The organism is Paenibacillus sp. JQZ6Y-1, assembly GCF_040719145.1.
Taxonomy (GTDB): Bacteria; Bacillota; Bacilli; order Paenibacillales; family Paenibacillaceae; genus Saccharibacillus; species Saccharibacillus kandeliae.
In genome coordinates this window covers 1,573,108-1,594,528 of the sequence record NZ_JBFDUZ010000001.1, presented here as the reverse complement: position 1 = coordinate 1,594,528, position 21,421 = coordinate 1,573,108, and the positions used below count along the sequence as shown (strand labels likewise).

The window sequence follows — 21,421 nt, the reverse complement described above, 5'->3', positions numbered from 1 at the left end:
ATACCGATCGAAACTTATAAAAAAGATCTCATCGTGGAATGAGGTCTACCGATCATATCCCCTCCGCTTCGCAGTGATAGGAACTCATGATAAGAATGAGATCCACACCGAATAGGAGGGGATTTTTGATTTCTCTGTTATTTTGCATAATGCGAAGTCAAGTGTGCCAGCTGCTTGCGAATTTCTTCTTTTAGCTCCTCTGGTCCTTCTACTGCCACCTCTTTGCCCAGTCCAATACAAAACTCGGCGTAAAAGCTCAATTCCTCTTCCGGTATCACTTTTTCCAAATACCCACTTCCATCATCCTGCACATCCAGCGAAATCCAAATTTCCCCTTCACAACGCTGTACCGCCCGATGACTAAGATGTGCTCGAATTCGTAATGGATGCTGTGGTAAATGCTCTTCATACCAGCCCGTACTTTGATAAGGCTCTAGCTCCAACGGTTGCAAGCCAGTCGTATCATAATCGGCTAATACGATGCGGTCGCAGCGAAACAAGCGGTATTCGTTTCGTAAGAAGCAATATGCCGAACAATACCAGAAACCTTGATTGGTATAAATAAATACGGGCTGGATCGGGCGAGTGCTTCTGCTTTTGCCTTCTGGCTCATACGTAATATGCAGAATCTGCTGTGAAACGGCAGCTTCCAGCAAGATGGGCAAATAGGGAGCATGTTGCCGCCGAGTCGGCGCAGTAAAATCGAGCCGATGCTTCATCCGGTCAATGCTATCTCTAACATCCCCCGGTAAATGCAAATAAAACTTGCGCAGCGCGGAGACCGACTCCACTTCAAATGGCAATGATGAATAGTGACGCAGTGCATGGGATGCAAAAAACATCGCTACTGCCTCTACCTCTGTAAAAGCGATAGGCGGCAATACACGCTCTCGCAGGATTCGATATCCTCCATGCGGACCTACTTCAGAATACAGCGGCACCCCCAGCTCGCTCAACTCCTGCAAATCACGCAAAATGGTGCGTGTAGATACGCCGAATTCATCGGCAAGCTCTCTTACCTTGAATTGACGCTTTCGATTGACCGCCATCATAAGTTCCATCAGTCTTTTTGCTTTGGGCATATCGGATTTTGCCATAATACTCATCTCATTTCTTTATACTAGCATTTACGTTTCTTAATACATAATCTACGACAATTATTGTCACTATTATGATCTACAATCAATACAGAACACAAGCAATACCGTGTTGTGAAAAACCATCTATTCATCAAACCATATTATGGAGGTATCATTCATGTCCCGACAACAACGCATAGCTTTACGTCAAAAATTGCAACGCCCCGCTTTTACCCCGCATACGCCAGAGCAGCTGCGAAAAGGCTTTGCTGCATTTATGGGTACGATGCACGTTCCGACCAATGTCATACAAACTCCGATTACATTGGGGAATCGTCCTGCTGTACAGGTGGAGCATGAGCAAGCTAATGCTCCCGGCAGTATGTTGTATTTTCACGGCGGTTCTTATGTCGTTGGCTCACCTGCCACTGCCATGTCAATAACCGCAAGCCTAGTAAGCCGCACTGGTATTCGCGCGCTATCGCTAGATTATCGACTAGCACCGGAGCATCCTTTTCCGGCAGCGATGGAGGACGGGCTGGCAGCATATCGGGAATTACTCGACAATGGCACATCGGCATCCAGCATCGTGCTGGTTGGCGACTCTACTGGCGGTGGTCTTGCAGTAGCGGTATGTATGATGGCACGAGATGCTGGATTGCCAGTTCCAGCGGCAGTTGTGACCTTTTCGGCAGGGCTAGATAAAACTCATGCTGGCAAAAGTAGGGTTAGCAAGGCAGACGTCGATCCCATTTTTGCACAAGAAAACTTTGATCATACTGATGTCATGTTCCTTGCTGGGCAGGACCCACGTCACGAGTGGATAAGCCCTGCCACGTACGGCAATCTGCAAGGCTTCCCGCCATTGCTGCTTCAGGTCGGCACCAATGAATTACTGCTGGATGATTCCATTATGCTTGCTGAGCGTGCGCAGGAAGCAGATGTAGATGTTATGTTGGATATAACGGCGGATGTGCCGCATGTATTTCAGGCATTTACAGGTAAACTGGATGAAGCAGATGAGGCGCTTGATCGGGCAGCATTGTTTATCAAGCAGCGTATTGCGAAGAGTTAATATATAGAAAGACAGTGCTTATACTGAACGCGTAGTCGTTCGTACAACAAAACAAGCCGTAAAAAAGCAGCTTTGTATCTGAATTAGATACAAAGCTGCTCCTTTTTGTGGTGCCGAAATTTGATTTTTACTAATGAAATGATAGTTTTCCTTATCGAGTAGTAGTTTTACATTAGAACTCGTTTTTTTATACTTTGAAACTAGTGTTTTTAAACCGAGCTTTATGATTTACGTTTTGTACCTTGGATCGTAGATAGATACAATCAAAAGGATGTAATACTTCGTAGCAGCAAGATTTATTCATTTTTCTATTACTATTATGAATTTTTCATGTAGTGTTTTTTTAATTTTAATAGATTGAATTCTCATGAGATGTATTCATAAAGTCCCATACCCCCACGCGGATATATGGATATGCAGATGCACAATATATTTATGCTTTGTATTTCCTATATTCTTGTTCACTTTAATTATCAGAGGTATTATTTGATCACTTCAGTTCACGGATTGGCGATCCTTGTAGAAACTGGACAATATCCTCTAGCGCATCCCCATAAAATGCCTTGTAATTATCATCCGATACATAACCGATATGCGGTGTTGCCAATACATTGGGCAATGTACGAAGCACATGATCCAGCGGCAAAGGTTCCTCGTCAAACACATCCAATCCCGCGCCAGCAATGGTTTGCTGCTGCAATGCTTCGATCATCGCTTGCTGGTCAACCAGCCCTGCACGTGAGGTATTGATCAGATAAGCGGTTGACTTCATCTGTTCCAGCTCTGGTTTGCCGATGAGATGTTGAGTCTTCTCACTCAGCACCATATGAACAGACACAATATCACTTTGGCGTAGCAATTCATGCAGCGAATTGGCGAGTGTTACGCCAGCCTCTTGAGCACGCTCAGCAGTCAGGTTGGGACTCCATGACAGTACAGACATGCCCATCGCTTGTGCAATGGCAGCCATCCCTTTACCGATTTTGCCCAGTCCGATCAGACCAAGCATTTTGCCTTGAAGACCGATGCCGATGGTACTCTGCCATGCACCACCCTGACGGAATGCGTGATTTTCCTCTACCAGATGGCGGGTAATGCCGAGAATGAGCGCCCATGTTAACTCGGTTGGTGCTGCCCCTTTGCCACCTGTGCCGCAAACGGTTATGCCTAGCTTTTGTGCTGCCTGCACATCAACAGACGCATTGCGCATCCCTGTTGTCACTAGAAGCTTGAGAGAAGGTAGACGCTTTAATACTTCTGCTGGAAATTTGGTTCGTTCACGCATGATGACCAGAATCTCGCAATCCTCTACCGCTTGAACCAGTTCATCCTCTGATTGAAAATAATGTGTGTAGTTTCGGACTTCCACCTGCTCATCCAGCACCGACCAATCTGCGAGCGAAAAAGCAACATTTTGATAGTCATCTAAAATAGCGCAATGAAGTGTCATTCAGCTTCCTCTCCTATTCTGATTATGTCGAGCATGCGAATGTATTATTCTGTAGCAGCAGGACCATATCCATTCGTTTCTGTTAGCGTTTCATTAATATAATCTATATCATAATCAAATACTCATCTGCCGTCCTGCATCTTTTTGAATCGAATGGATTGATGTTGTAATTTATTGTAACTGTTGGTTTGCTTTCTGTCTTTACTATGAATGCATATATTTTCTCACCTATGTAACTATATGGACATTCCAATTCCGTCTTTTTTACGTCATATATTTCAAGGCTTTTCTCTTCCCATCTACATCACTCGCAAAAAATAAATTCCACTTCCCCTCTTGACCTTTTTCCAAACGACTCCTATAATCGAGAACCAATAACACATTTTGGCGATGACCGGAGACAGGATTCCCTTCATGCGCTGTCCAGAGAGAGAAGCGATTGCTGAGAGCTTCTCCAGTCGACGGTTGAGGAATTACCACTCTGTAGCTGTAATGCCGAACATGTGCCGGACGGTTTAATCGAGCCACATCACCTGTCGCTGTCCGCTGCATATGTCTAGGTGTTACCGATTCATCCTCGTTAACGGATGCCAATGAGGATCTGATTTCATGCACACATGAATGCAATAGCTATATCATTGTCCATGTCATGACAGAAACAGATCGAACAAGGGTGGAACCACGAGCTAAGCGCACTCGTCCCTGCTGGGATTGAGTGCTTTTTTGCGCTTTCATCATTGAAATCATTGGGAGGTTTTCACTATGTTATATCCAATCAAAGTAGAATTGCCAAACGGATCGGTACGTCAGGTGGAACGTGGTGCTTCGATACACGACATTGCCGCTGCGATCCAATCTTCCTTAGGAAAAAGCGCTATTGCAGGCTGGCTGAATGGACAGCTCGTCGATCTGCAAACACCAGTGCTGGAAGACAGCAGATTGGAAATTGTTACAGATGACGATGAAGCTGCATTGCCAATTTATCAAGTGAGTGCTGCTCATATCCTCGCTCAAGCGGTCAAGCAGTTGTATGGTGAGCAGCAAGTTAAGCTGGGGATTGGGCTATCGGTAGAGCAAGGATTTTATTATGATTTTGAATTGGAACAGCCCTTGTCTGAGCATGATTTTGCCGCTATCGAAAAGCAAATGCGACGTATTGCAGCACAGCAGCTTCCTATCCGCCGCCGTGTACTGAACCGTGAGGAGGCACTTCACTTTTTCCGTGAACGTGGCGAATCCTATAAACTGCAAATGATTGAGGATAATCAGCAGGATGATGATTTTGCCATCTACGAGCAGGGTGCATTCAGCGATTTGGATCGCGGACCACATTTACCATCGACAGGCAAATTGCAGCATTTTCAATTAATGAGCGTCGCTGGAGCATACTGGCGTGGCGATGCTAACAATACTGTGTTACAGCGGATATATGGCGTTGTGTTTCCGCACAAGGCGCAGTTGGATGAGCATCTACAATGGCTGCAAGAAGCACGTCGGCGGGATCATCGTAAGCTGGGTCGAGAGCTAAAATTGTTTATGTTTTCGGAAGAAGCACCGGGCATGCCCTTTTATTTGCCAGCAGGTATGGCGCTGCGTACACAGCTAGAATCGTTCTCACGCGATATTCAGCTTCGCCGTGGATATGAGGAAGTGCGTACTCCGTTTATGATGAATCGGGAGCTGTGGGAGCAATCCGGTCACTGGGATCATTACAAGGACAATATGTATTTTTCCGAAGTCGATCAGGAAAGCTTCGCACTCAAGCCGATGAACTGCCCGGGGCATATGTTGATTTATAAAAATGAATTACGTTCGTACCGCGATCTTCCGATGCGGATGATGGAGTTTGGTCAGGTGCATCGGCATGAATTTTCCGGGGCATTGAATGGGCTGATGCGGGTGCGGACATTTTGTCAGGACGATGCGCATTTGTATGTATTGCCAGAACAGATTGAGGATGAGATCGGACGTGCCATGGATCTGATCGACGAGATGTATGCGGTATTTGGCTTTGATTATGAGGTGGAATTGTCCACTCGTCCCGAAGACTCTATGGGTTCGGAGGAATTGTGGCAACAGGCAGAGCAGGCGCTGCGTAATGTGCTGGAGCGGCGCGGAGTAGCGTATCGACTGAATGAAGGGGACGGTGCCTTTTATGGACCGAAGATCGACTTCCATGTGCTAGATGCGCTAAAACGGAGCTGGCAATGCGGTACCATTCAACTGGATTTTCAAATGCCGGAGAAATTCGACCTCTCTTATATCGGTGAAGATAGCATGAAGCATCGTCCGGTCGTTATTCATCGTGCGGTATACGGATCCATTGACCGCTTTCTCGGCATTCTGACTGAGCATTATGCAGGTGCATTTCCATTGTGGCTTGCTCCGATTCAGGCAAAAGTATTGCCAGTCTCCCCTCATTATGCAGACTATGCGCATGAGGTAAAACAGATGCTATCGGCGGCTGGCATTCGTGTACAAGCTGACTTGTCCAGCAACAAGTTAGGCTACAAAATGCGTCAGGCACAGCAAGAAAAGATTCCCTACATTCTTGTCGTTGGCGAAAAAGAACAGCAATCCGGTCAAGTGAATGTGCGTCGATATAATGAAACTGAGCAGCAGCCAGTGGGTGTCAATGAATGGATTGCCGCTGTACAGCAAGAGATTCAAGAGAAGAAATAGTCTCTTCTGCTCTATGTTATTCCTACACTTACTATACCATTATGTTCAGCCATGATCTTCAAATCACCCTCTCCATCGTCTGAAGATTGGATGAGTGCTGATTGAATAGCGTACAATTAGGTTAACGGGAGATACAAACAGTTATTGCGATGAGAGGGTAACCACACTATCCGGTTCGGCAAGCAGCGGTGAATCGTTGTGAATGATGATTGCATAGATTGCTGACTGCTTTCCTTCTATATATAGAGTCTTCTCTATATGTAGAAACCTCTCCTCGCTATCCTCACCATGAGAAAGGATGATATTCCATGTCAACTTCCGAATCATCAACTTTGATCCAGATCTCGGATTTGCAAATTGAAGGCTTGAACTACAGGGAAGATCAGTTACATGATTCAGACGGCGGTACAGGTCGCACGCTGATCATTTTCGATTTTGTGATTACTGGTCAGCAAGAGTATCACGATATTACTTCAGCGCTGTATGAATCTGTTGTGAATGTGCAAGTACCTGGCAAACAATTAGAGTTTCAGGCGACCGTACACAGCTATTTCACCTCAGTACCGAAGCTTGAGAATGAAGAAGATACCGTGGACGTGCATCTGGAATTACTTCAAGTAGCGCTAAGTGTAAAAATTTAAATTGTTCATGGCGTTTATTTGAAGGTATACAGTCTATTCAGAGATACAAAGTCTATTTTGAGAGTAGAAGCGTCAATTCGATATACAACACCTATTTAAAGTCAATATAGCAATCCTCTATTCCTCTCACTCTCATACAAAAAACACCGTTTCCTTATTTATATAGAAGGAAACGGTGTTTTTTTATGTTAACAGTTAGCAATTTTAATTATCGCTGTAAATGGAAGAATTAATCCAGTCGCGATGTACATATTTAGGCGAGTTATCAAGTGTCCCATACCAGCGCCCATTGCGATTTTCGGTATATTCGGTATATTGGCTCCATGGGTAAGCCTGCTCCTCATTAAAGCGGGATACCTGTACATTCTCATAACGCTGATTCATGGTGCGACCTTGAATATTGTTGCCATCAAAGGCTTTTTTTGCGATGGAAGTTACGCGTTTAACTGACGTCGAGTTCGTATCGCTATCTGTCCATTTGGTAGGTGCAATCAGAATCTGTGTATTATCAACGACAAAATAAGCGCTATAATACGTATCCGAGCTGACTGTTTTCGCCAGATAGAATTTCACATTTTTGATCTGATTCGTATCGTACTTCTGTACGGTAGAATCCCCGTAGTAAAATCCATTGGAACGGATATAAGGTAACCAGCGATGCGTACCCGTTTGATAGGAGTATCCTGCTTCAATCGCATTTCCGCTTTGCGAATCAAAACCATAATACACCCACGGCTGCTCCCCTTCACCCAATCCGCTTACAGTTGGCAGTGTAATATCGGAGTTGATGCTATCAAATCCTTCAAAATCCAACTGGCGACGCTCAAAAGCGCCCGTTGTACCACCATTTACTTCTTTAACGGAAATAGGGTTGTTCGGATCGAATTGAGTAGCACTGCGCGTATTATCTACCTCGTCATCTTTTTTCGCTGAACCAAGATAACCACGCTGAGAGCTGTAGACTTCTCCTGTTACGGTCATATACGTATAATCGGCTTTTTTCAATTGAGCGCTTGTCGTGGTTGCGCTTTGATCATCGGTTCCCGCTGTCGTCACTGGCTCGCTGCCAGCCAGATCACGCAGTACTGCCGCTTTTTGTTTGGCAAAAAATTGTGAATTGATGGACGGCTGCTCCTGCCCTGCCGATTGCGATGTGGAAGCATTATTAGTGGAGTTCGTTGCTGCCTGTGTTGTCTGAACGTTTGCCTGTGGTGTGGTTGTTGCTTCCGCATGTGCTGCCAGTGTCGGTGTAAATGAAGTCACGAGCAGTCCGAGAGAGAGTAGTGTTTTGAATGTCTTCATGATGTCGTTCCTTTCTGTTCGTCAAATTAAGATTAAGAAATGATAGTTGCCCAATAACAGGTGAAATTCCGGTATATCACTGTCTGTCTTTATGTATGCAGCGATGATGGACTGTCCTTTTGATCGTAAACAGACAGTCGCTTAGCTCAAGCCAAAGATGCTTACTCATCCCGTTATCATTCGGTCTCTATGTGGTTAAACGCAAACCAGCATAAAAAGTTGTTGCGATCTCTTCATTCTTTTATACATTACCTATAAAACGGGTAATATCTATATAAAGAGATTTCTCCACACAAAGAGACTTCTCTACCTTACCACGAAAAGTTGGCAAGTTAAAATTCCGCCCGCCTCTCTTTTCTTTTTATACGCAATAAAGCGGTGATAGGACCACTATTTTTGTAAACCAATGATTGTCTTTCGCTTCTACGACGTCAATTCTCAAAATAAATTCACTTTTTTCACAAAATCCTAAAAATAAATGCAACTTTTTTTGCTTAGCTTACGTAATATATAGTATACCTAATATAACAGTGCAAAATCCTTTAAAATTAAGTTGATTGCTAGCAAATATGTAAGGTATCCAACCTTTCGTCCGTTTTGCTTCTGTTAGCTTCATGTTACACGCTCTGCTGTCGCTACCGTTCATTATCTATTCATATTATAATGATACAGTTGTAAAAAGTAAGAACGTATATTTTTTTAGGCTTTGCACCCTTATACATCATGTTTCCATAACGAAAGGACCGAGATTAATTATGAAAAAACTAGCTTATTCCCTATCTGCCGCTTTACTGGCTCTGACTATTATGCCATGGCAAGCGTCTACCGTTCATGCTGCGGATGCCGTTGCGACAACGACTCCACTTGCGACGGAAGTTACTGTTCAAACCGAAGCTAATTTCAAAAATGCTGATGATGTGAACTCATTTGTTATACGAGCAGCACGCAATCACGTATCTGTCATCAATATGAGTGTGAAACAGGATAGCGATGTGAATGGCTCTTCCGGTTATGCCTTCTACGATAGCAAAATCGCTCCAGAAGCTGAGGGTTATACAGAATTCGACGCTCTGGCAGCGATGATCGAAAAAGCGCATGAATATGGCATCAAAGTACAAGCTTGGGTTCCACAATTCCAAGACAAAGCAGCCATCGGCGTGAACTCCTCTTGGCAAATGCGCACGGTTGACGATAAAGGCAATATCTCCACTTATACTGGTAAAAACGGTAGCAGCTACTATGTGAATCCGTTTGATACCGATGTGCAAAACTACGAGCGTTCTATCGTGAAAGAAGTTGTTACCAACTATAACGTAGATGGCGTTGTACTGAGCGGTCTGGATTTTGATACAAACCGTGTGGATATGAATACAACAACTATCAACCAGTTCCGTAGCACCAACAATGTTGATCCGAAAAAAATCGATTTCACGAAAAGCTCCAGCAACTCCAAAATTGCTCAATGGACGCAATGGAAATCCGATCAACTGGCTAATTACATCAAAGAAGTAAGCACAGACATCAAAACCATCAAACCAGATCTGACAGTTGGCGTATACAGCAATGTAAGCAACACAGATGGTACCACTCCAAATGTAGCGGCTTATAGCTCTTCCGTAAACTTCATCACTCCCGTTGCTGATTACCAACAGCTGGGTCGCAATATTGACTGGGTATACAGCAAAGACGGCGTAATCAGCCAAGCGCAAGCTGGTGATACTGCCGATACCAAACAAACGATTGTCCCAGCTCTGAGCGCAGGTTTGACTAATGATGCCTCCATTCAAATTTACAACGGTCTGCACAGTACACAATCGAGTATCACGACTGTAAACTATGTAGCAACTGGTGAATTCACTGAAGCAATGCTCAACAACATCGGCACACGTCTGAACTACTAATATCAATTCTGTGCTACTATAAATGATCCTTTCCTGATAAACAGAGACAGGAACAGGAATGCTTCATACCCGCTGCTTTACTCAAACGATCCATGTCTGCATATCAGGCATGGATCGTTTTTTTTGTTTGGCTCTTTTGCTTTCGCAAAATGAGAATGTTACGATGATCTAACCCATATACACTGCAGGAGGTCAAAATGCGAAAGATATGGATTTACATACTTGCACCTGTACTGCTGCTTATTATAGCAGGCGTATGGGTCGTGAATGCTTTGCAGCTGGGCGGTCCACCAGCAAACCAACAGTATACTCGACAATGGCAAGCCAATAGCGGCGCAATCAAGCATTTGACGATTCAATCTGGTTATGAGATTGCTGTGCAGTTTACCGATAGCCCTGACCAGCAGGATCATATCGTGCTGGAAGGCGAAGTCACCGCAGCCATTCGTGATACATTGCAACAAACCAATGTACAACACGGCTCCCTACAGATCGAGATGAATATGCAGCGCAAGCCGTGGCAGCTGACTACACCTAAGCTGTCGCCGCATGTACAGCATATTACCGTACAGCTCGCCAACCCAGATAGTCTAGACAGCGCCGACTTTCATCTCATTTCTGCACAGACGAATCTGAATCATATACAAGCAAAACAGATCACCGTGCAATCCGTATCGGGACGAATCAAAGCGGAGCAACTGAATGGCAATGCGACATTAAAAACATCGTCTGGCGATATGATCATTCAGGAATGGAAAGGCTCATCGCTGGATATACAATCCGGTTCGGGCGATATGAAGCTTGGTTCTGTACAAGGTCAGCTAACATCTACCGCTGGATCAGGCAAACTCGATATACAGCAGTTGAATGGTTCTGCTCGTCTTCAATCAGAATCTGGCGATATTGTGATTCATCAGACCAATCTCTCAGACAATCGGAACAAGCAGCCTACCAGTCATCCGTTAGAGATTACAACCGATTCCGGTGATATTCAACTTGTCGACCCTCCGGCTACCTCCAATGGATATGATGCACAATCAGAATCCGGCACTGTTACTGTGCCACAGCCCAATCGAAGCAGCAATAGCTCCATACAGCTTCGCTCCACATCAGGAAATATTGCTGTTGGCTCCTAAGCCAACTAAGTGGGAATCTTGTAGACAATAGATCTAAACAGCAGGAAATCCTTATACAGATAAAACAATAGCTAGATAGCATAGGTAACTAGATAAAAGAAAAAGTCGTAGCCGTATAGGAGCATTACTCCCTGTCGGCTACGACCAATACATCCATATTTCGCGATTCGCGCAATACCTTTTTCAAAATGGATTCGCGTCCCCAGCGCTTCCAGCGTGGTGTGCTGGACTGTCCAAGTAGCATCTGGGTCGCTTCATGTCGTACTGCTTCTTCATTGATATAGCGTGCCAGCTGCTTCATGCTTGAACATTGCGGACGATATTGTACTTCAAATTGCCCGCCTAGTCGCCGAGTCAATTTATCGAATTTATCGGCTTTGATCTGCTGTTCCTCGGTCATGGACTGCTCTGTGCCAGTATGGATATAGGTGACGATCAGTTTTGCTTTTAACCGATAGGCAGTGCGGAATCCGCGTCGGATCAATCGTTCCGCTTCATGATCCAGTTTTACCCCGACAAAGATCACTTCTTCCCGTCGCCACGGTCCACGTAGCGATGCACTTCGCTCCCATGATTCCAACCGCTCGTCCACATCATCCGCCACTTCGCGTAACGCCAGCTCGCGCAGCGCAATCAGATTACCCAGCTTGAAAAAGTTGTTTAGCGATTGTTCCACCTTAGTAGCGGCATAGATTTTGCCCTCACTCAGTCGTTGACGTAACGTTTGCGGCGTAACATCAATCAACTCCACTTCATCTGCCAGATGCAAAATATAATCCGGCACCGTTTCCCGTACGCGAATACCAGTAATCTGCTCTACTGCATCATTCAAACTTTCTAGATGCTGAATGTTAACAGTGGAAATGACAGCAATGCCTGCATCTAGCAATTCGCGAATATCCTCATAGCGCTTACTATTACGACTGCCGGGTACGTTACTATGTGCTAGTTCGTCGACTAGCACTACCTCTGGATTGCGGCGAATGATGCCATCCACATCCATTTCCTCTAGCATCCGCTCACCATATGGAATCTGCTGACGCGGCAGTAAGGGAAGCGTCTCTGCCTGTTCGGCGGTTTCCTTGCGTCCATGCGTTTCTAGTAGACCAATCACCACGTCGATTCCCTGACGCATCAGCTCCTTGCCCTCGCGCAGCATTGTATACGTCTTGCCTACACCCGGCGCCGCGCCCACATACACTTTGAATGTACCGCGCTGAATATGCTCAATCTGACGCTTGATCTCCTCAGAGGGCAGACGCCGATAATTTTCCGGCTTTTTGACAGCAGCGGTACGTGCAGGCAATATACGCTCTCCCTCCTGCTCCGCGCGATCTGCCATCAGGAAAATATCAATATGCCGCGTATGCAGCAGCAATCCGTTGACGACCGAACTGTTGATCAGCTCCTGCCAGCGCTTTTGCCGAGAATGACCAAGTACAATACGTGTAACCTGATGCTGACGGGCAAATTGCACCATTTGCCGAGATAGATCAAAGCGTGAGCCGATCAGAATCTCTTCAAATACGCCACCTACCTGATCCGTCAGATCGCGGAAGGCACGCCGAAATGTACGCTCTTCATTGGTCGGCTTTACACCGCGATTGCGAAAGGAAACGACCAGCAGATCACCGCTCAGACGTCGGGCAATCTGCTGTCCACGCCGTATATAGATAGACCCGTTCCAATGATACTGCACTAGCACCATAATACGCTCGGTCGTACCGGTCGGTCCACTCAAACCCTGCTCTGCACGATGCTTTTCCAATGTACCGCCGACGCCCTCGGCTACGGTACGCAGTGCTAACTCGCGCAGCACCGATAGATTTCCCTTTTCAAAATAATCACTATCCGTGCTACCTAACAGATGCCCGGCAGAATAGCGCTGTAAAATAACCTCAGGCGTCACATCGATCAGACGCACTTCATCCGCCTGAACCAATACATCCTCTGGCACCGTACAATCGACCTCGCGTCCGATATAATGACGTGCCAGCTGTGCTGCTCCCTCCAGCTCGTAGACATTGACTGTTACCATCACGCTAATTCCGCGCTGCAACAAAAACTGGATATCCTCCCAGCGGGTTTCATGCTGCGCATCAGGACGATTGCGATGTGCCAGATGATCGACCAGCAGCACTTCAGGATTGCGCTCAATAATCGCATCCAGATTCAAATCCTTTTGCTCGATGGGATGTCCAGATTTGTCCGTCTTCATCCAGTGAATACTTGGAATGCGCTTCAGATCGCCTAGCTGCTGCACGGTTTCTGGACGCTGTAAGGTCGAGACAGCACATAATGCCACGTCAAGACCTTCCTGTTTGAGCAGTTGGCCTTCACGCAGCATATGATAGGTTTTACCGGAGCCGCTAACGGCTCCGATATAGATTTTTAATTTTCCTTGTTTGAGCTTGGAGATCATGTGTAGCAATTCTTCAGGCGTTTTGCGCCGGAAGGTACTCATGACCCTGAACCTGCTCGTAATTGTTGCAGTGCCATATTCATCTTCAGTACATTAACAGCAGGTTCACCGAAGATGCCCAGTTGCGGCGAAGTCGTGTTTTGGGCAATCAAACTTTGCAGCTGTTGCTCGGATACACCAGTTAGCTTGCTAATGCGCGGAATCTGCGCCTGTGCCGCTTGTGGTGTAATATCTGGGTCCAGACCGGAGCCAGAGTTAGTAATCAGATCCATTGGCAGCTGGGAAACAGGTACATTCGGATTTTGCTGCTTCCAAGTGGTGATAGACTCCTGCATCCGTTTGATCAGATCCGGGTTAGAGGGCGCAAGGTTGGATGAACCGGAACCGTTAGCATTGTATTCCACACTAGACACACGCCCTTGGAAATATTGTGGATCGGTAAACGACTGTCCGATCAATTCCGAACCGACCACCTGATTCTCTTTGTTGTATATGAGACTGCCTGCCGCCTGCTTGGGCAGAGCGACACTGGCAATTCCAGTCACGATCAATTGGTAACCGACACAGCAGATTAGGAAAAAGACCGCCGTTGTTCTCAGACTTATCCATACATTTTTCACGATATATTCTTCCTCTCGAATTGGGGTTAGCTGGATAGGATCAGAGTTAGACGAACCACTGAACAATAAGGTCGATCAGCTTGATCCCGATAAACGGTACGATAACCCCGCCCACTCCGTACATTAATAGATTGCGACGTAGCAGTCGGGTAGAACTCATCGGTTTATAAGCGACCCCTTTCATCGCCAGCGGAATCAGAATCGGAATAATGATCGCATTGAAGATCAGCGCCGACAAGATCGCCGAAGCTGGTGAATGTAGATTCATCACGTTCAACAGCTGCATTTGTGGAATAGCGACCATGAACATCGCTGGAATAATGGCAAAATATTTGGCAACGTCATTGGCGATACTGAAGGTCGTCAGACTACCACGAGTCATAAGCAGCTGTTTCCCAATCGCAACCACTTCGATAATCTTCGATGGATCAGAGTCAAGGTCAATCATATTCGCTGCTTCTTTCGCTGCCACTGTACCACTGTTCATGGCAATCCCTACGTCTGCTTGTGCCAGTGCTGGCGCATCGTTCGTACCATCACCAGTCATGGCGACTAGCTTGCCTAGCGCTTGTTCACGGCGAATAACAGCGATTTTATCTTCCGGTGTACTTTCAGCGATATAATCGTCAACCCCTGCTTCGCGAGCGATAGTTGCTGCGGTCAGTGGGTTATCCCCGGTACACATGATCGTTTTGATCCCCATGCTGCGCATCTGCTCAAAACGCTCGCGCATGCCCGCTTTGACGGTATCTTTTAAATAAATCAATCCGTAAATTTCGTTATCGACCGCAACAGCGAGCGGCGTACCACCAGCAGACGCGATTTTGTCATTGCTCGCTTGCAGCGATGGTGGAATGGTTCCGCCCTGTGCCGTTACCCAGTTGCGCACCGCATCGACAGCACCTTTACGTACTTTATGTCCATTTTTCAAATCCAGACCACTCATACGAGTTTCGGCTCTGAACTCAATCACCTCAGCACCAATCGGTGCATCCTGATCAAATGTCCAGCCTTGCTTTTTCATCAATTCCAGTACGGAACGTCCTTCTGGTGTCTCATCGTAGGCAGAGCTGATCGCTGCCCATTGTCCAACTTCCTCGGCAGTATGACCGTCGGTTGGAACGAATTCACTCGCCATGCGGTTCCCGTAAGTAATTGTACCGGTTTTATCAAGAATAATGGTATTGATGTCACCGGATGCTTCTACGGCTTTACCGGACATTGCCAATACGTTGAAGCGAGTAACCCTGTCCATTCCGGCAATCCCGATGGCGGAGAGCAGACCACCGATGGTGGTTGGAATCAGACAGACCAGCAAGGAGATCAATACAGGTACAGCTAGATTGATACCAAGATATTTGCCCATGAAAGGCAATGTAACAACAACCATCATGAAGATAATGGTGAGACTGATCAGTACAGTATTGAGCGCAATCTCATTCGGCGTTTTCTGACGTTCCGCGCCTTCGACCAGACTAATCATACGATCCATAAACGATTCACCCGGATCACTGCTGATGCGAACAATAATTTCGTCACTGATAACCATCGTACCACCAGTAACAGCGCTAAAGTCGCCGCCGGCTTCCTTGATTACTGGCGCAGATTCACCTGTAATAGCAGATTCATCGACCGATGCTAGACCTTTGATTACTTCCCCGTCGCCGGGAATCATTTCGCCCTGTGTGACTTTGACAATATCGCCTTTGCGCAGCTCGGTGGACGGAACTTCGATGATGCGGTCACCGTCTACTTTATGGGCAGTGATTTCTTTTTTTGTTTTTTTGAGTGAATCGGCTTGTGCCTTACCCCGTCCTTCTGCCAGTGCTTCGGCAAAGTTGGCGAACAATATGGTCAGCAGCAGAATCAGAGAAACGGTAATATTGAAACCGGTCGATACCGATTCGCCAAATGCGTTTGGAGCGAAGATCAGCAAAATGCTGATCACCAGCCCGACTTCAACGACGAACATGACCGGATTTTTAATCATAAGCAGTGGGTTTAATTTCACAAACGACTGCTGTAATGCTTTGGTTATCAGTTCCCGGTTCATCACGGAAGCTTGATTTTTCATTGCTGATTCCTCCACCTGATTGTCACTTATTTCTATTATATGGACGTGCTTGAATATGGACGTATCATTATATCAATGCGTGTGCCTACGCCATTAGCGATTTTACATGATCGCTTGTTCGATGTGGCATCATGGTAAACCTACGATAGGTTACAACGTTAACTGTTCCGCAATCGGTCCCAGTACGAGGGCTGGGAAGAACGTCAATGCGCCAACCAGTACTACGATTACGATGAACACGCCACCAAACAATGCCTGATCGGTGCGCAGCGTACCACTGCTTTCGGGAACTGGTGTTTTGGCGAGCAACGAACCAGCAACAGCAAGCAGCGTTACCATAGAGAAGAAGCGCGCAATAAACATGACCGCACCGGTTGAAATATTCCAGAATAGTGTATTATCGCCCAATCCCTCGAACCCTGATCCGTTGTTAGCCGCAGAGGATGTGAATTCGTACAGGGCTTGGGTCAGTCCGTGGAAACCCGGATTGGAGATTGTATCTGGATAGTAGGTCAATGCCAATGCTGTCGGTGCCAAAATAAGCAGCGGCTGAATGAGCAATGTGACCGCAATCAGCTTCATCTCTTTTCCTTCAATCTTACGACCGAGGAATTCCGGTGTACGTCCTACCATCAGACCGGATAGGAAGACCGAGATGATCGCATACATCAGCACGTTCATCATACCGACCCCAGAACCACCAAACACGGTATTCAGCATCATATTGCTGATTGTTATCATTCCACCAATCGGTGTCAGTGTATCGTGCATCGTATTGATTGCTCCCGTTTCAGAAGCGGTCGTTACGACAGAATAGAGCGAGGATTGCTCTACGCCAAATCGTACTTCTTTTCCTTCCATGGAGCCTGCACTTTGCTGCAATCCCAGTTGATTGATCAGCGGATTGCCTTGATGCTCCGCATACAGCGATACGCTCAGCATAACAACAAACATCATCGCCATGGATACGAATAATACGCGACCCTGCTTCAGATTGTTTACCATGCGTCCATACGTAAATGGCAATGACGTTGGTACAAGCAGCATCAGCAGCATTTGCAGCATATTACTCAGTCCATTCGGATTCTCAAAAGGATGCGCTGAGTTGGCTCCGAAGAAACCGCCGCCGTTATTACCTAACTCCTTGATCGCTAGGAAACTACCGATCGGTCCCATGCCAATCTCCTGCTGTGCGCCCTGTATGGTCGTTGCTGTCACGGAAGTATGCATCGTTTGCGGTACACCCAGACTGATAAACACCAGTGCAGCCACAATTGCTAGTGGCAGCAAAATGCGTGTAATCGCCCGTGTCAGATCGACGAAAAAGTTACCGAGTGGCTTGCCTGCCAGACCGCGAATAAAGGCGATGGCTACAGCAATACCAGTAGCTGGTGAGACGAACATCATGAAGATAATGGATGTCATTTGCGAGAACAGCGACAAACCGCTTTCACCGCTATAATGCTGTAAATTTGTATTGGTCATAAAGCTGATCGCTGTATTAAATGCTAGATCCGGGCTCATCGCCGCGATACCAGCAGGATTCAGCGGTAGCTTATCCTGTAATCGGAAAATGATATACACGATTAGCAGCATGATAGTATTGCTGACCAAGAGCGCTGCGGCGTATTGCTTCCACGTTTGATTGCTCTGACGAATACCGCCGATTTTGAAAATCAGTTTTTCCAGTGGTCCGAACCAGCGATCCAGACGCCCTGTTTTATAATCAAATACACGAGCCATATACAAGCCCATAGGACGAGCCAGTAACAGCGCGATTAATAAGGTAACGGCAACTCCGATGTATGCTAACATACTCACTCCACTCTCTTCTGTTGGTTTCGGTTTAGAATTTCTCGGGATAGATCAGGGCATAACATAGATATAACAGTACGCCTGCAATGATAATCCATAATAACCAGGTCATTGTTCCTTCCCTCTTTCCCCGATCACTCTGGACGACCATTCTCCCAGTCCTCCAAGCGCGAATGCAATGAGTAATACCAACACAATCATGATCAAATCCAGCATGATACGTAACTCCTTCAATCCAAATTAATTACATGTCAAATGGTGTTATCCCGAATTTGGGCATAAAAAAAGAAGCCTCGGTAAAATGGAACTTTTCACCGGGCTTCCCCTATTGACCGCACGAAACTCGTACAGACATCATCGGATGCCTGCAATCCCTTCGCCGGTTCAAGCCGGATATAAGTTCTCCCTGATTCGCTGACGAGGTTAGCTGTCGGGTTCGGGCTGGAAGATTGCCCGTTCCGGTCATCCCGGAATTCACCCCATGTCCATGCTGTGCAAAGCCGTTGCCTAAGCAGTATCAGCTTTTGTACAGCGTGACGATTGGTTCCCCCGCTTTCCGGCGGACAGTTGATGAATGGCTGTCCACATATCGGAAATTAAGCGTAATTGATTGTACAAGGTTCAGAATATTCCCAAAAAGCGCACAATAAAACACAGAGCTTTGTTTACCCTGTGTCGTGTCGGCACAAGTTCCACACTCCTCTCTCGACTTCCGCTTACGAGGTTAGCTGTCGGATTCGGGCGGTGAGAGTCGCCCTACGCCCAGCGCCGGTCCCATGGTTACCGGTGCTAAGCGATTCACCCCATGCAGTCTGTCGGCGGCTCTCACACCTCCGATCATCCTGACAATTGGTTCCCCCGTTTTCCGGCATAACCGGAAACTCAGCAATAAAGAACAAGAAACATTGTGATGCTATGGTTCATTCTGAACAAAAATGATTCCCGTTACCGGTGAATCTCTAAATCCTGAAATGTATATTACGCCTGTCGCGCGAAAGAGTAAAGCAGATCAAAAAGGCAAAAAAAGCCCTTTTTGACCACAAGTTTGATTTTTAAAAGTTTAGTAAATTGCTACCTGTCGCAAGCTACTTTTTTCTCTGCTTTACTCCCATTTACTCACTTTTTACATTTTGTTTCATTGTGCCACGCAATGTTTTCGCAACTGACTGAAAAAAGATATGTCATTATTTTCAATATCGATTGGATGCCTATCTATATACTATGATCTATCGGTCTGCATATCAAAAAACCGGAGCACCATGCGCTCCGGTAGGTATATTGGCAATTAGCGCCGATTATAGTTGGACCAGATTTCAAACTGTTCATTGGTGAGATCGCCTGTCAGACTAGAGAAGTCAACCAGCTGACTAAAACCGTCCTTAATCTGATCGAATTGTGCAAAGCTGCCTGTAAAGCTACGCAACGTCGTTGACCGCGTAATCGATTCTAACTGAGAAATATCGCTATTATCCAGCAGACTTAACTTTTGCAAAGAGCGAAGGTCTGCAAGTGCAGAAGCATCCTGCAAATACAAATGTTGAAAGGTTAATTCCTGCAATTGCTCGAATGCACGTAAATGATCGGCATTGTCCCATGTTCCGCCATTAACGGTTAACGATAATAAAGGCAGTGTGCCAATCATCTCCCAATCCTGAGGCTGCCATGTATGTGCATCATGAATTGTCAGATGACGCAATTGCTGCATATCGCTAATCACCTGAGCCGCCTTATGTGAAGGTGCTGAAATTGTCAACGTAGTTAATGTCTTTATCTTCAATAGCGGACGATAATCCTCTATCGGCGTATCATTACAAGATAGCTTTGTCAGCCTTGACAGAGTGGCAAGTGGCGTTAGATCGGTTACTGATGTGCCCGCAATGTTCAAGCTATGCAAATACTTCAGATTGGATAATGGCGTCAGATCGTGAATCGGATTGTTTAGCAAATACAGCTTTTTCAATTCGCTACAATTTACAAGCGGCTGTACATCCATAATCTGGTTGCGTGACAGGCTCAGTTCGCGCACCTCGCTGCAACGTTCCAAGCCGCTTAGATCGCTTAGATTCTCGTTGATCAGAAAAATCTGGTATTGGCGAACAAATTCCTCAGGCGTAGCATTTTGCTGCCGAATCAATTCTTGCCATGGCTGGGATAGACGTCCCATCCAGGCCGCAAAATCAGTGTTTGACGCCGGAATCTTTGACGCTGACAACACATCACCGAGCGCAAACTGCTGGGCGTCCCGTAGCAATCGTGCCTGATCGTTACGACCGTACATCCAGTAGCCCATGCCTTCCTCTTGCTCTACTGTGTAATTGCCTTCCCGCACCGTATCCCGCATGAAATGGATAAATTCACCAAGGTGACGAGCAATGACAAACTTCGTTTCCTCATCGCGTCCGAAGTTAATCACCTGACCGATAACTCCATTTTCATCAGGGTCCAGATCGATCCCCAGATGATTCCCTCCACCATCATGACAAAAAGGAATCCAATTCCGGTTAATATACTGCTCCTTCACCCAGCCCGACGGAATAGAGTAATGATCGCCCAGATCTGCATATTCTTCCTGCAAATCAGACCAGATTTTCCACTCGCTGAGCATCTCGTCCAAACTCAGAAATTGCAGTCCAAAAAACAAGCCCGGACCGTTGCGAGACTCACCGTTATGGGTATGATATAGCTGCTTCAACTCTTCTGGAAATGAGAGATTCATAGCCTGCTCCACTTGAGCAATTTCCACATCACCGGCAGGTGGCAGCAGAAAGTCTTCCAGGCTGCTTAATTCGGTACGTAAAATGGACTTGATCTCTTCCATCCATGTTCCGATCATGCGATTGCCTCCTCTGTATGGCGTTTGTCATTGCCAAACGCGGTTCTCAAGTTCAATCGTAAACGTTTCAATAGGTTGCATATGGTTATGTAACCGTTATCGAGAGTTAATCTAGCAGTGCACTGCGCTTGAAGATCAGAATGACCTCGCGCGAACTGCCCTGCGATATGGTGGTATCAAAGGACGATACCAGCTCCCAGCCGTCAAAGCCGAGATCGTTCAGCGTTCCTTGCAGCTCGTCCATATCGACTTTGCCGCCGAGAAAACCACCTGGTTCTAATTTTATCGTTTTGTATTCCCACTGACTCATGTTATGATCTTCCTTTCTGAAGCAATTATACGGTTCCCATCGGAAATGGGTATAATCATTATTGTAGCACATTACGAATAA

At 46.2% G+C, this 21,421-nt stretch carries 15 protein-coding genes and 2 riboswitches; of the genes, 5 read left to right on the top strand and 10 right to left on the bottom strand.

The features are described from left to right. Positions 1–137: 137 nt before the first annotated feature. The gene (locus tag ABXR35_RS06965) at positions 138–1,082 is read right to left on the bottom strand and encodes a helix-turn-helix transcriptional regulator (RefSeq protein WP_367061250.1); all 945 of its coding nucleotides are present in this window, start codon (positions 1,080–1,082) and stop codon (positions 138–140) included. Between the two features lie 175 nt (positions 1,083–1,257). On the opposite strand from ABXR35_RS06965, the gene ABXR35_RS06960 reads away from it, so the two are divergent. Further along, positions 1,258–2,154 carry an alpha/beta hydrolase gene (locus tag ABXR35_RS06960; RefSeq protein WP_367057354.1) on the top strand — a complete coding sequence of 299 codons (897 nt, stop codon included), beginning with the start codon at positions 1,258–1,260 and terminating at the stop codon, positions 2,152–2,154. Between the two features lie 490 nt (positions 2,155–2,644). Here ABXR35_RS06960 and ABXR35_RS06955 read toward each other — a convergent pair whose 3' ends face one another. After that, the gene (locus ABXR35_RS06955; protein WP_367057351.1) at positions 2,645–3,604 is read right to left on the bottom strand and encodes a D-2-hydroxyacid dehydrogenase family protein; all 960 of its coding nucleotides are present in this window, start codon (positions 3,602–3,604) and stop codon (positions 2,645–2,647) included. 762 nt (positions 3,605–4,366) lie between these two features. Here ABXR35_RS06955 and thrS point away from each other — a divergent pair. Continuing rightward, complete coding sequence (thrS, locus tag ABXR35_RS06950; RefSeq protein ID WP_367057348.1) at positions 4,367–6,286, top strand: threonine--tRNA ligase; 1,920 nt, start codon at positions 4,367–4,369, stop codon at positions 6,284–6,286. A gap of 308 nt (positions 6,287–6,594) precedes the next feature. Beyond that, the gene (locus ABXR35_RS06945) at positions 6,595–6,927 is read left to right on the top strand and encodes a DUF3219 family protein (protein ID WP_367057345.1); all 333 of its coding nucleotides are present in this window, start codon (positions 6,595–6,597) and stop codon (positions 6,925–6,927) included. A 204-nt stretch (positions 6,928–7,131) separates the two neighbouring features. On the opposite strand, the gene ABXR35_RS06940 is transcribed toward ABXR35_RS06945, so the two are convergent. Next, positions 7,132–8,229: a hypothetical protein gene (locus tag ABXR35_RS06940; protein ID WP_367057342.1), complete on the bottom strand. Its 1,098-nt coding sequence runs from the start codon at positions 8,227–8,229 to the stop codon at positions 7,132–7,134. Between the two features lie 755 nt (positions 8,230–8,984). On the opposite strand from ABXR35_RS06940, the gene ABXR35_RS06935 reads away from it, so the two are divergent. Next, positions 8,985–10,130: a family 10 glycosylhydrolase gene (locus ABXR35_RS06935; RefSeq protein ID WP_367057339.1), complete on the top strand. Its 1,146-nt coding sequence runs from the start codon at positions 8,985–8,987 to the stop codon at positions 10,128–10,130. Positions 10,131–10,327: 197 nt separating this feature from the next. After that, positions 10,328–11,266 (top strand): DUF4097 family beta strand repeat-containing protein, encoded by a 939-nt coding sequence (locus ABXR35_RS06930; RefSeq protein ID WP_367057336.1) that lies wholly within the window; start codon positions 10,328–10,330, stop codon positions 11,264–11,266. 124 nt (positions 11,267–11,390) lie between these two features. Here ABXR35_RS06930 and ABXR35_RS06925 read toward each other — a convergent pair whose 3' ends face one another. The 7 genes from ABXR35_RS06925 to ABXR35_RS06895 all read right to left on the bottom strand — a co-directional run bounded on the left by ABXR35_RS06925 (position 11,391) and on the right by ABXR35_RS06895 (position 21,340). Then, positions 11,391–13,730: a histidine kinase gene (locus ABXR35_RS06925; RefSeq protein WP_367057333.1), complete on the bottom strand. Its 2,340-nt coding sequence runs from the start codon at positions 13,728–13,730 to the stop codon at positions 11,391–11,393. Further along, a complete protein-coding gene (gene kdpC, locus ABXR35_RS06920; RefSeq protein WP_367057330.1) occupies positions 13,727–14,308 on the bottom strand; it encodes a potassium-transporting ATPase subunit KdpC in 582 nt (193 codons plus the stop codon). The genes ABXR35_RS06925 and kdpC overlap by 4 nt, the downstream gene beginning before the upstream one ends. A 46-nt stretch (positions 14,309–14,354) precedes the next feature. After that, positions 14,355–16,382, bottom strand: coding sequence for a potassium-transporting ATPase subunit KdpB (gene kdpB, locus ABXR35_RS06915; protein WP_367057327.1), 2,028 nt, complete (start codon positions 16,380–16,382; stop codon positions 14,355–14,357). Positions 16,383–16,532: 150 nt separating this feature from the next. Then, positions 16,533–18,197 carry a potassium-transporting ATPase subunit KdpA gene (gene kdpA, locus ABXR35_RS06910; RefSeq protein ID WP_367061247.1) on the bottom strand — a complete coding sequence of 555 codons (1,665 nt, stop codon included), beginning with the start codon at positions 18,195–18,197 and terminating at the stop codon, positions 16,533–16,535. 31 nt (positions 18,198–18,228) lie between these two features. After that, positions 18,229–18,309: a K(+)-transporting ATPase subunit F gene (kdpF, locus tag ABXR35_RS06905; protein ID WP_367061244.1), complete on the bottom strand. Its 81-nt coding sequence runs from the start codon at positions 18,307–18,309 to the stop codon at positions 18,229–18,231. A gap of 285 nt (positions 18,310–18,594) precedes the next feature. After that, positions 18,595–18,810, bottom strand: a riboswitch (cyclic di-AMP (ydaO/yuaA leader). A gap of 84 nt (positions 18,811–18,894) precedes the next feature. Further along, positions 18,895–19,095: riboswitch (cyclic di-AMP (ydaO/yuaA leader) on the bottom strand. 387 nt (positions 19,096–19,482) lie between these two features. Beyond that, entirely contained in the window at positions 19,483–21,030 is a 1,548-nt protein-coding gene (locus ABXR35_RS06900) for an SMI1/KNR4 family protein (protein WP_367057324.1), read from the bottom strand. A 106-nt stretch (positions 21,031–21,136) separates the two neighbouring features. Next, positions 21,137–21,340, bottom strand: a complete 204-nt coding sequence (locus ABXR35_RS06895; protein WP_367057321.1) for a DUF4177 domain-containing protein — start codon at positions 21,338–21,340, stop codon at positions 21,137–21,139. Between the last annotated feature and the right edge of the window lie 81 nt (positions 21,341–21,421).

Excerpts from the sequence above, each read along its gene's own strand:
- kdpA (WP_367061247.1), bottom strand. The coding sequence starts at position 18,197 with ATGTTAGCATACATCGGAGTTGCCGTTACCTTATTAATCGCGCTGTTA.
- ABXR35_RS06900 (WP_367057324.1), bottom strand. The coding sequence starts at position 21,030 with ATGATCGGAACATGGATGGAAGAGATCAAGTCCATTTTACGTACCGAA.
- kdpB (WP_367057327.1), bottom strand. The coding sequence starts at position 16,382 with ATGAAAAATCAAGCTTCCGTGATGAACCGGGAACTGATAACCAAAGCA.
- kdpF (WP_367061244.1), bottom strand. The coding sequence starts at position 18,309 with ATGACCTGGTTATTATGGATTATCATTGCAGGCGTACTGTTATATCTA.
- ABXR35_RS06965 (WP_367061250.1), bottom strand. The coding sequence starts at position 1,082 with ATGCCCAAAGCAAAAAGACTGATGGAACTTATGATGGCGGTCAATCGA.
- ABXR35_RS06930 (WP_367057336.1), top strand. The coding sequence starts at position 10,328 with ATGCGAAAGATATGGATTTACATACTTGCACCTGTACTGCTGCTTATT.
- ABXR35_RS06925 (WP_367057333.1), bottom strand. The coding sequence starts at position 13,730 with ATGAGTACCTTCCGGCGCAAAACGCCTGAAGAATTGCTACACATGATC.
- ABXR35_RS06935 (WP_367057339.1), top strand. The coding sequence starts at position 8,985 with ATGAAAAAACTAGCTTATTCCCTATCTGCCGCTTTACTGGCTCTGACT.
- thrS (WP_367057348.1), top strand. The coding sequence starts at position 4,367 with ATGTTATATCCAATCAAAGTAGAATTGCCAAACGGATCGGTACGTCAG.
- ABXR35_RS06945 (WP_367057345.1), top strand. The coding sequence starts at position 6,595 with ATGTCAACTTCCGAATCATCAACTTTGATCCAGATCTCGGATTTGCAA.
- ABXR35_RS06960 (WP_367057354.1), top strand. The coding sequence starts at position 1,258 with ATGTCCCGACAACAACGCATAGCTTTACGTCAAAAATTGCAACGCCCC.
- ABXR35_RS06940 (WP_367057342.1), bottom strand. The coding sequence starts at position 8,229 with ATGAAGACATTCAAAACACTACTCTCTCTCGGACTGCTCGTGACTTCA.
- ABXR35_RS06895 (WP_367057321.1), bottom strand. The coding sequence starts at position 21,340 with ATGAGTCAGTGGGAATACAAAACGATAAAATTAGAACCAGGTGGTTTT.
- ABXR35_RS06955 (WP_367057351.1), bottom strand. The coding sequence starts at position 3,604 with ATGACACTTCATTGCGCTATTTTAGATGACTATCAAAATGTTGCTTTT.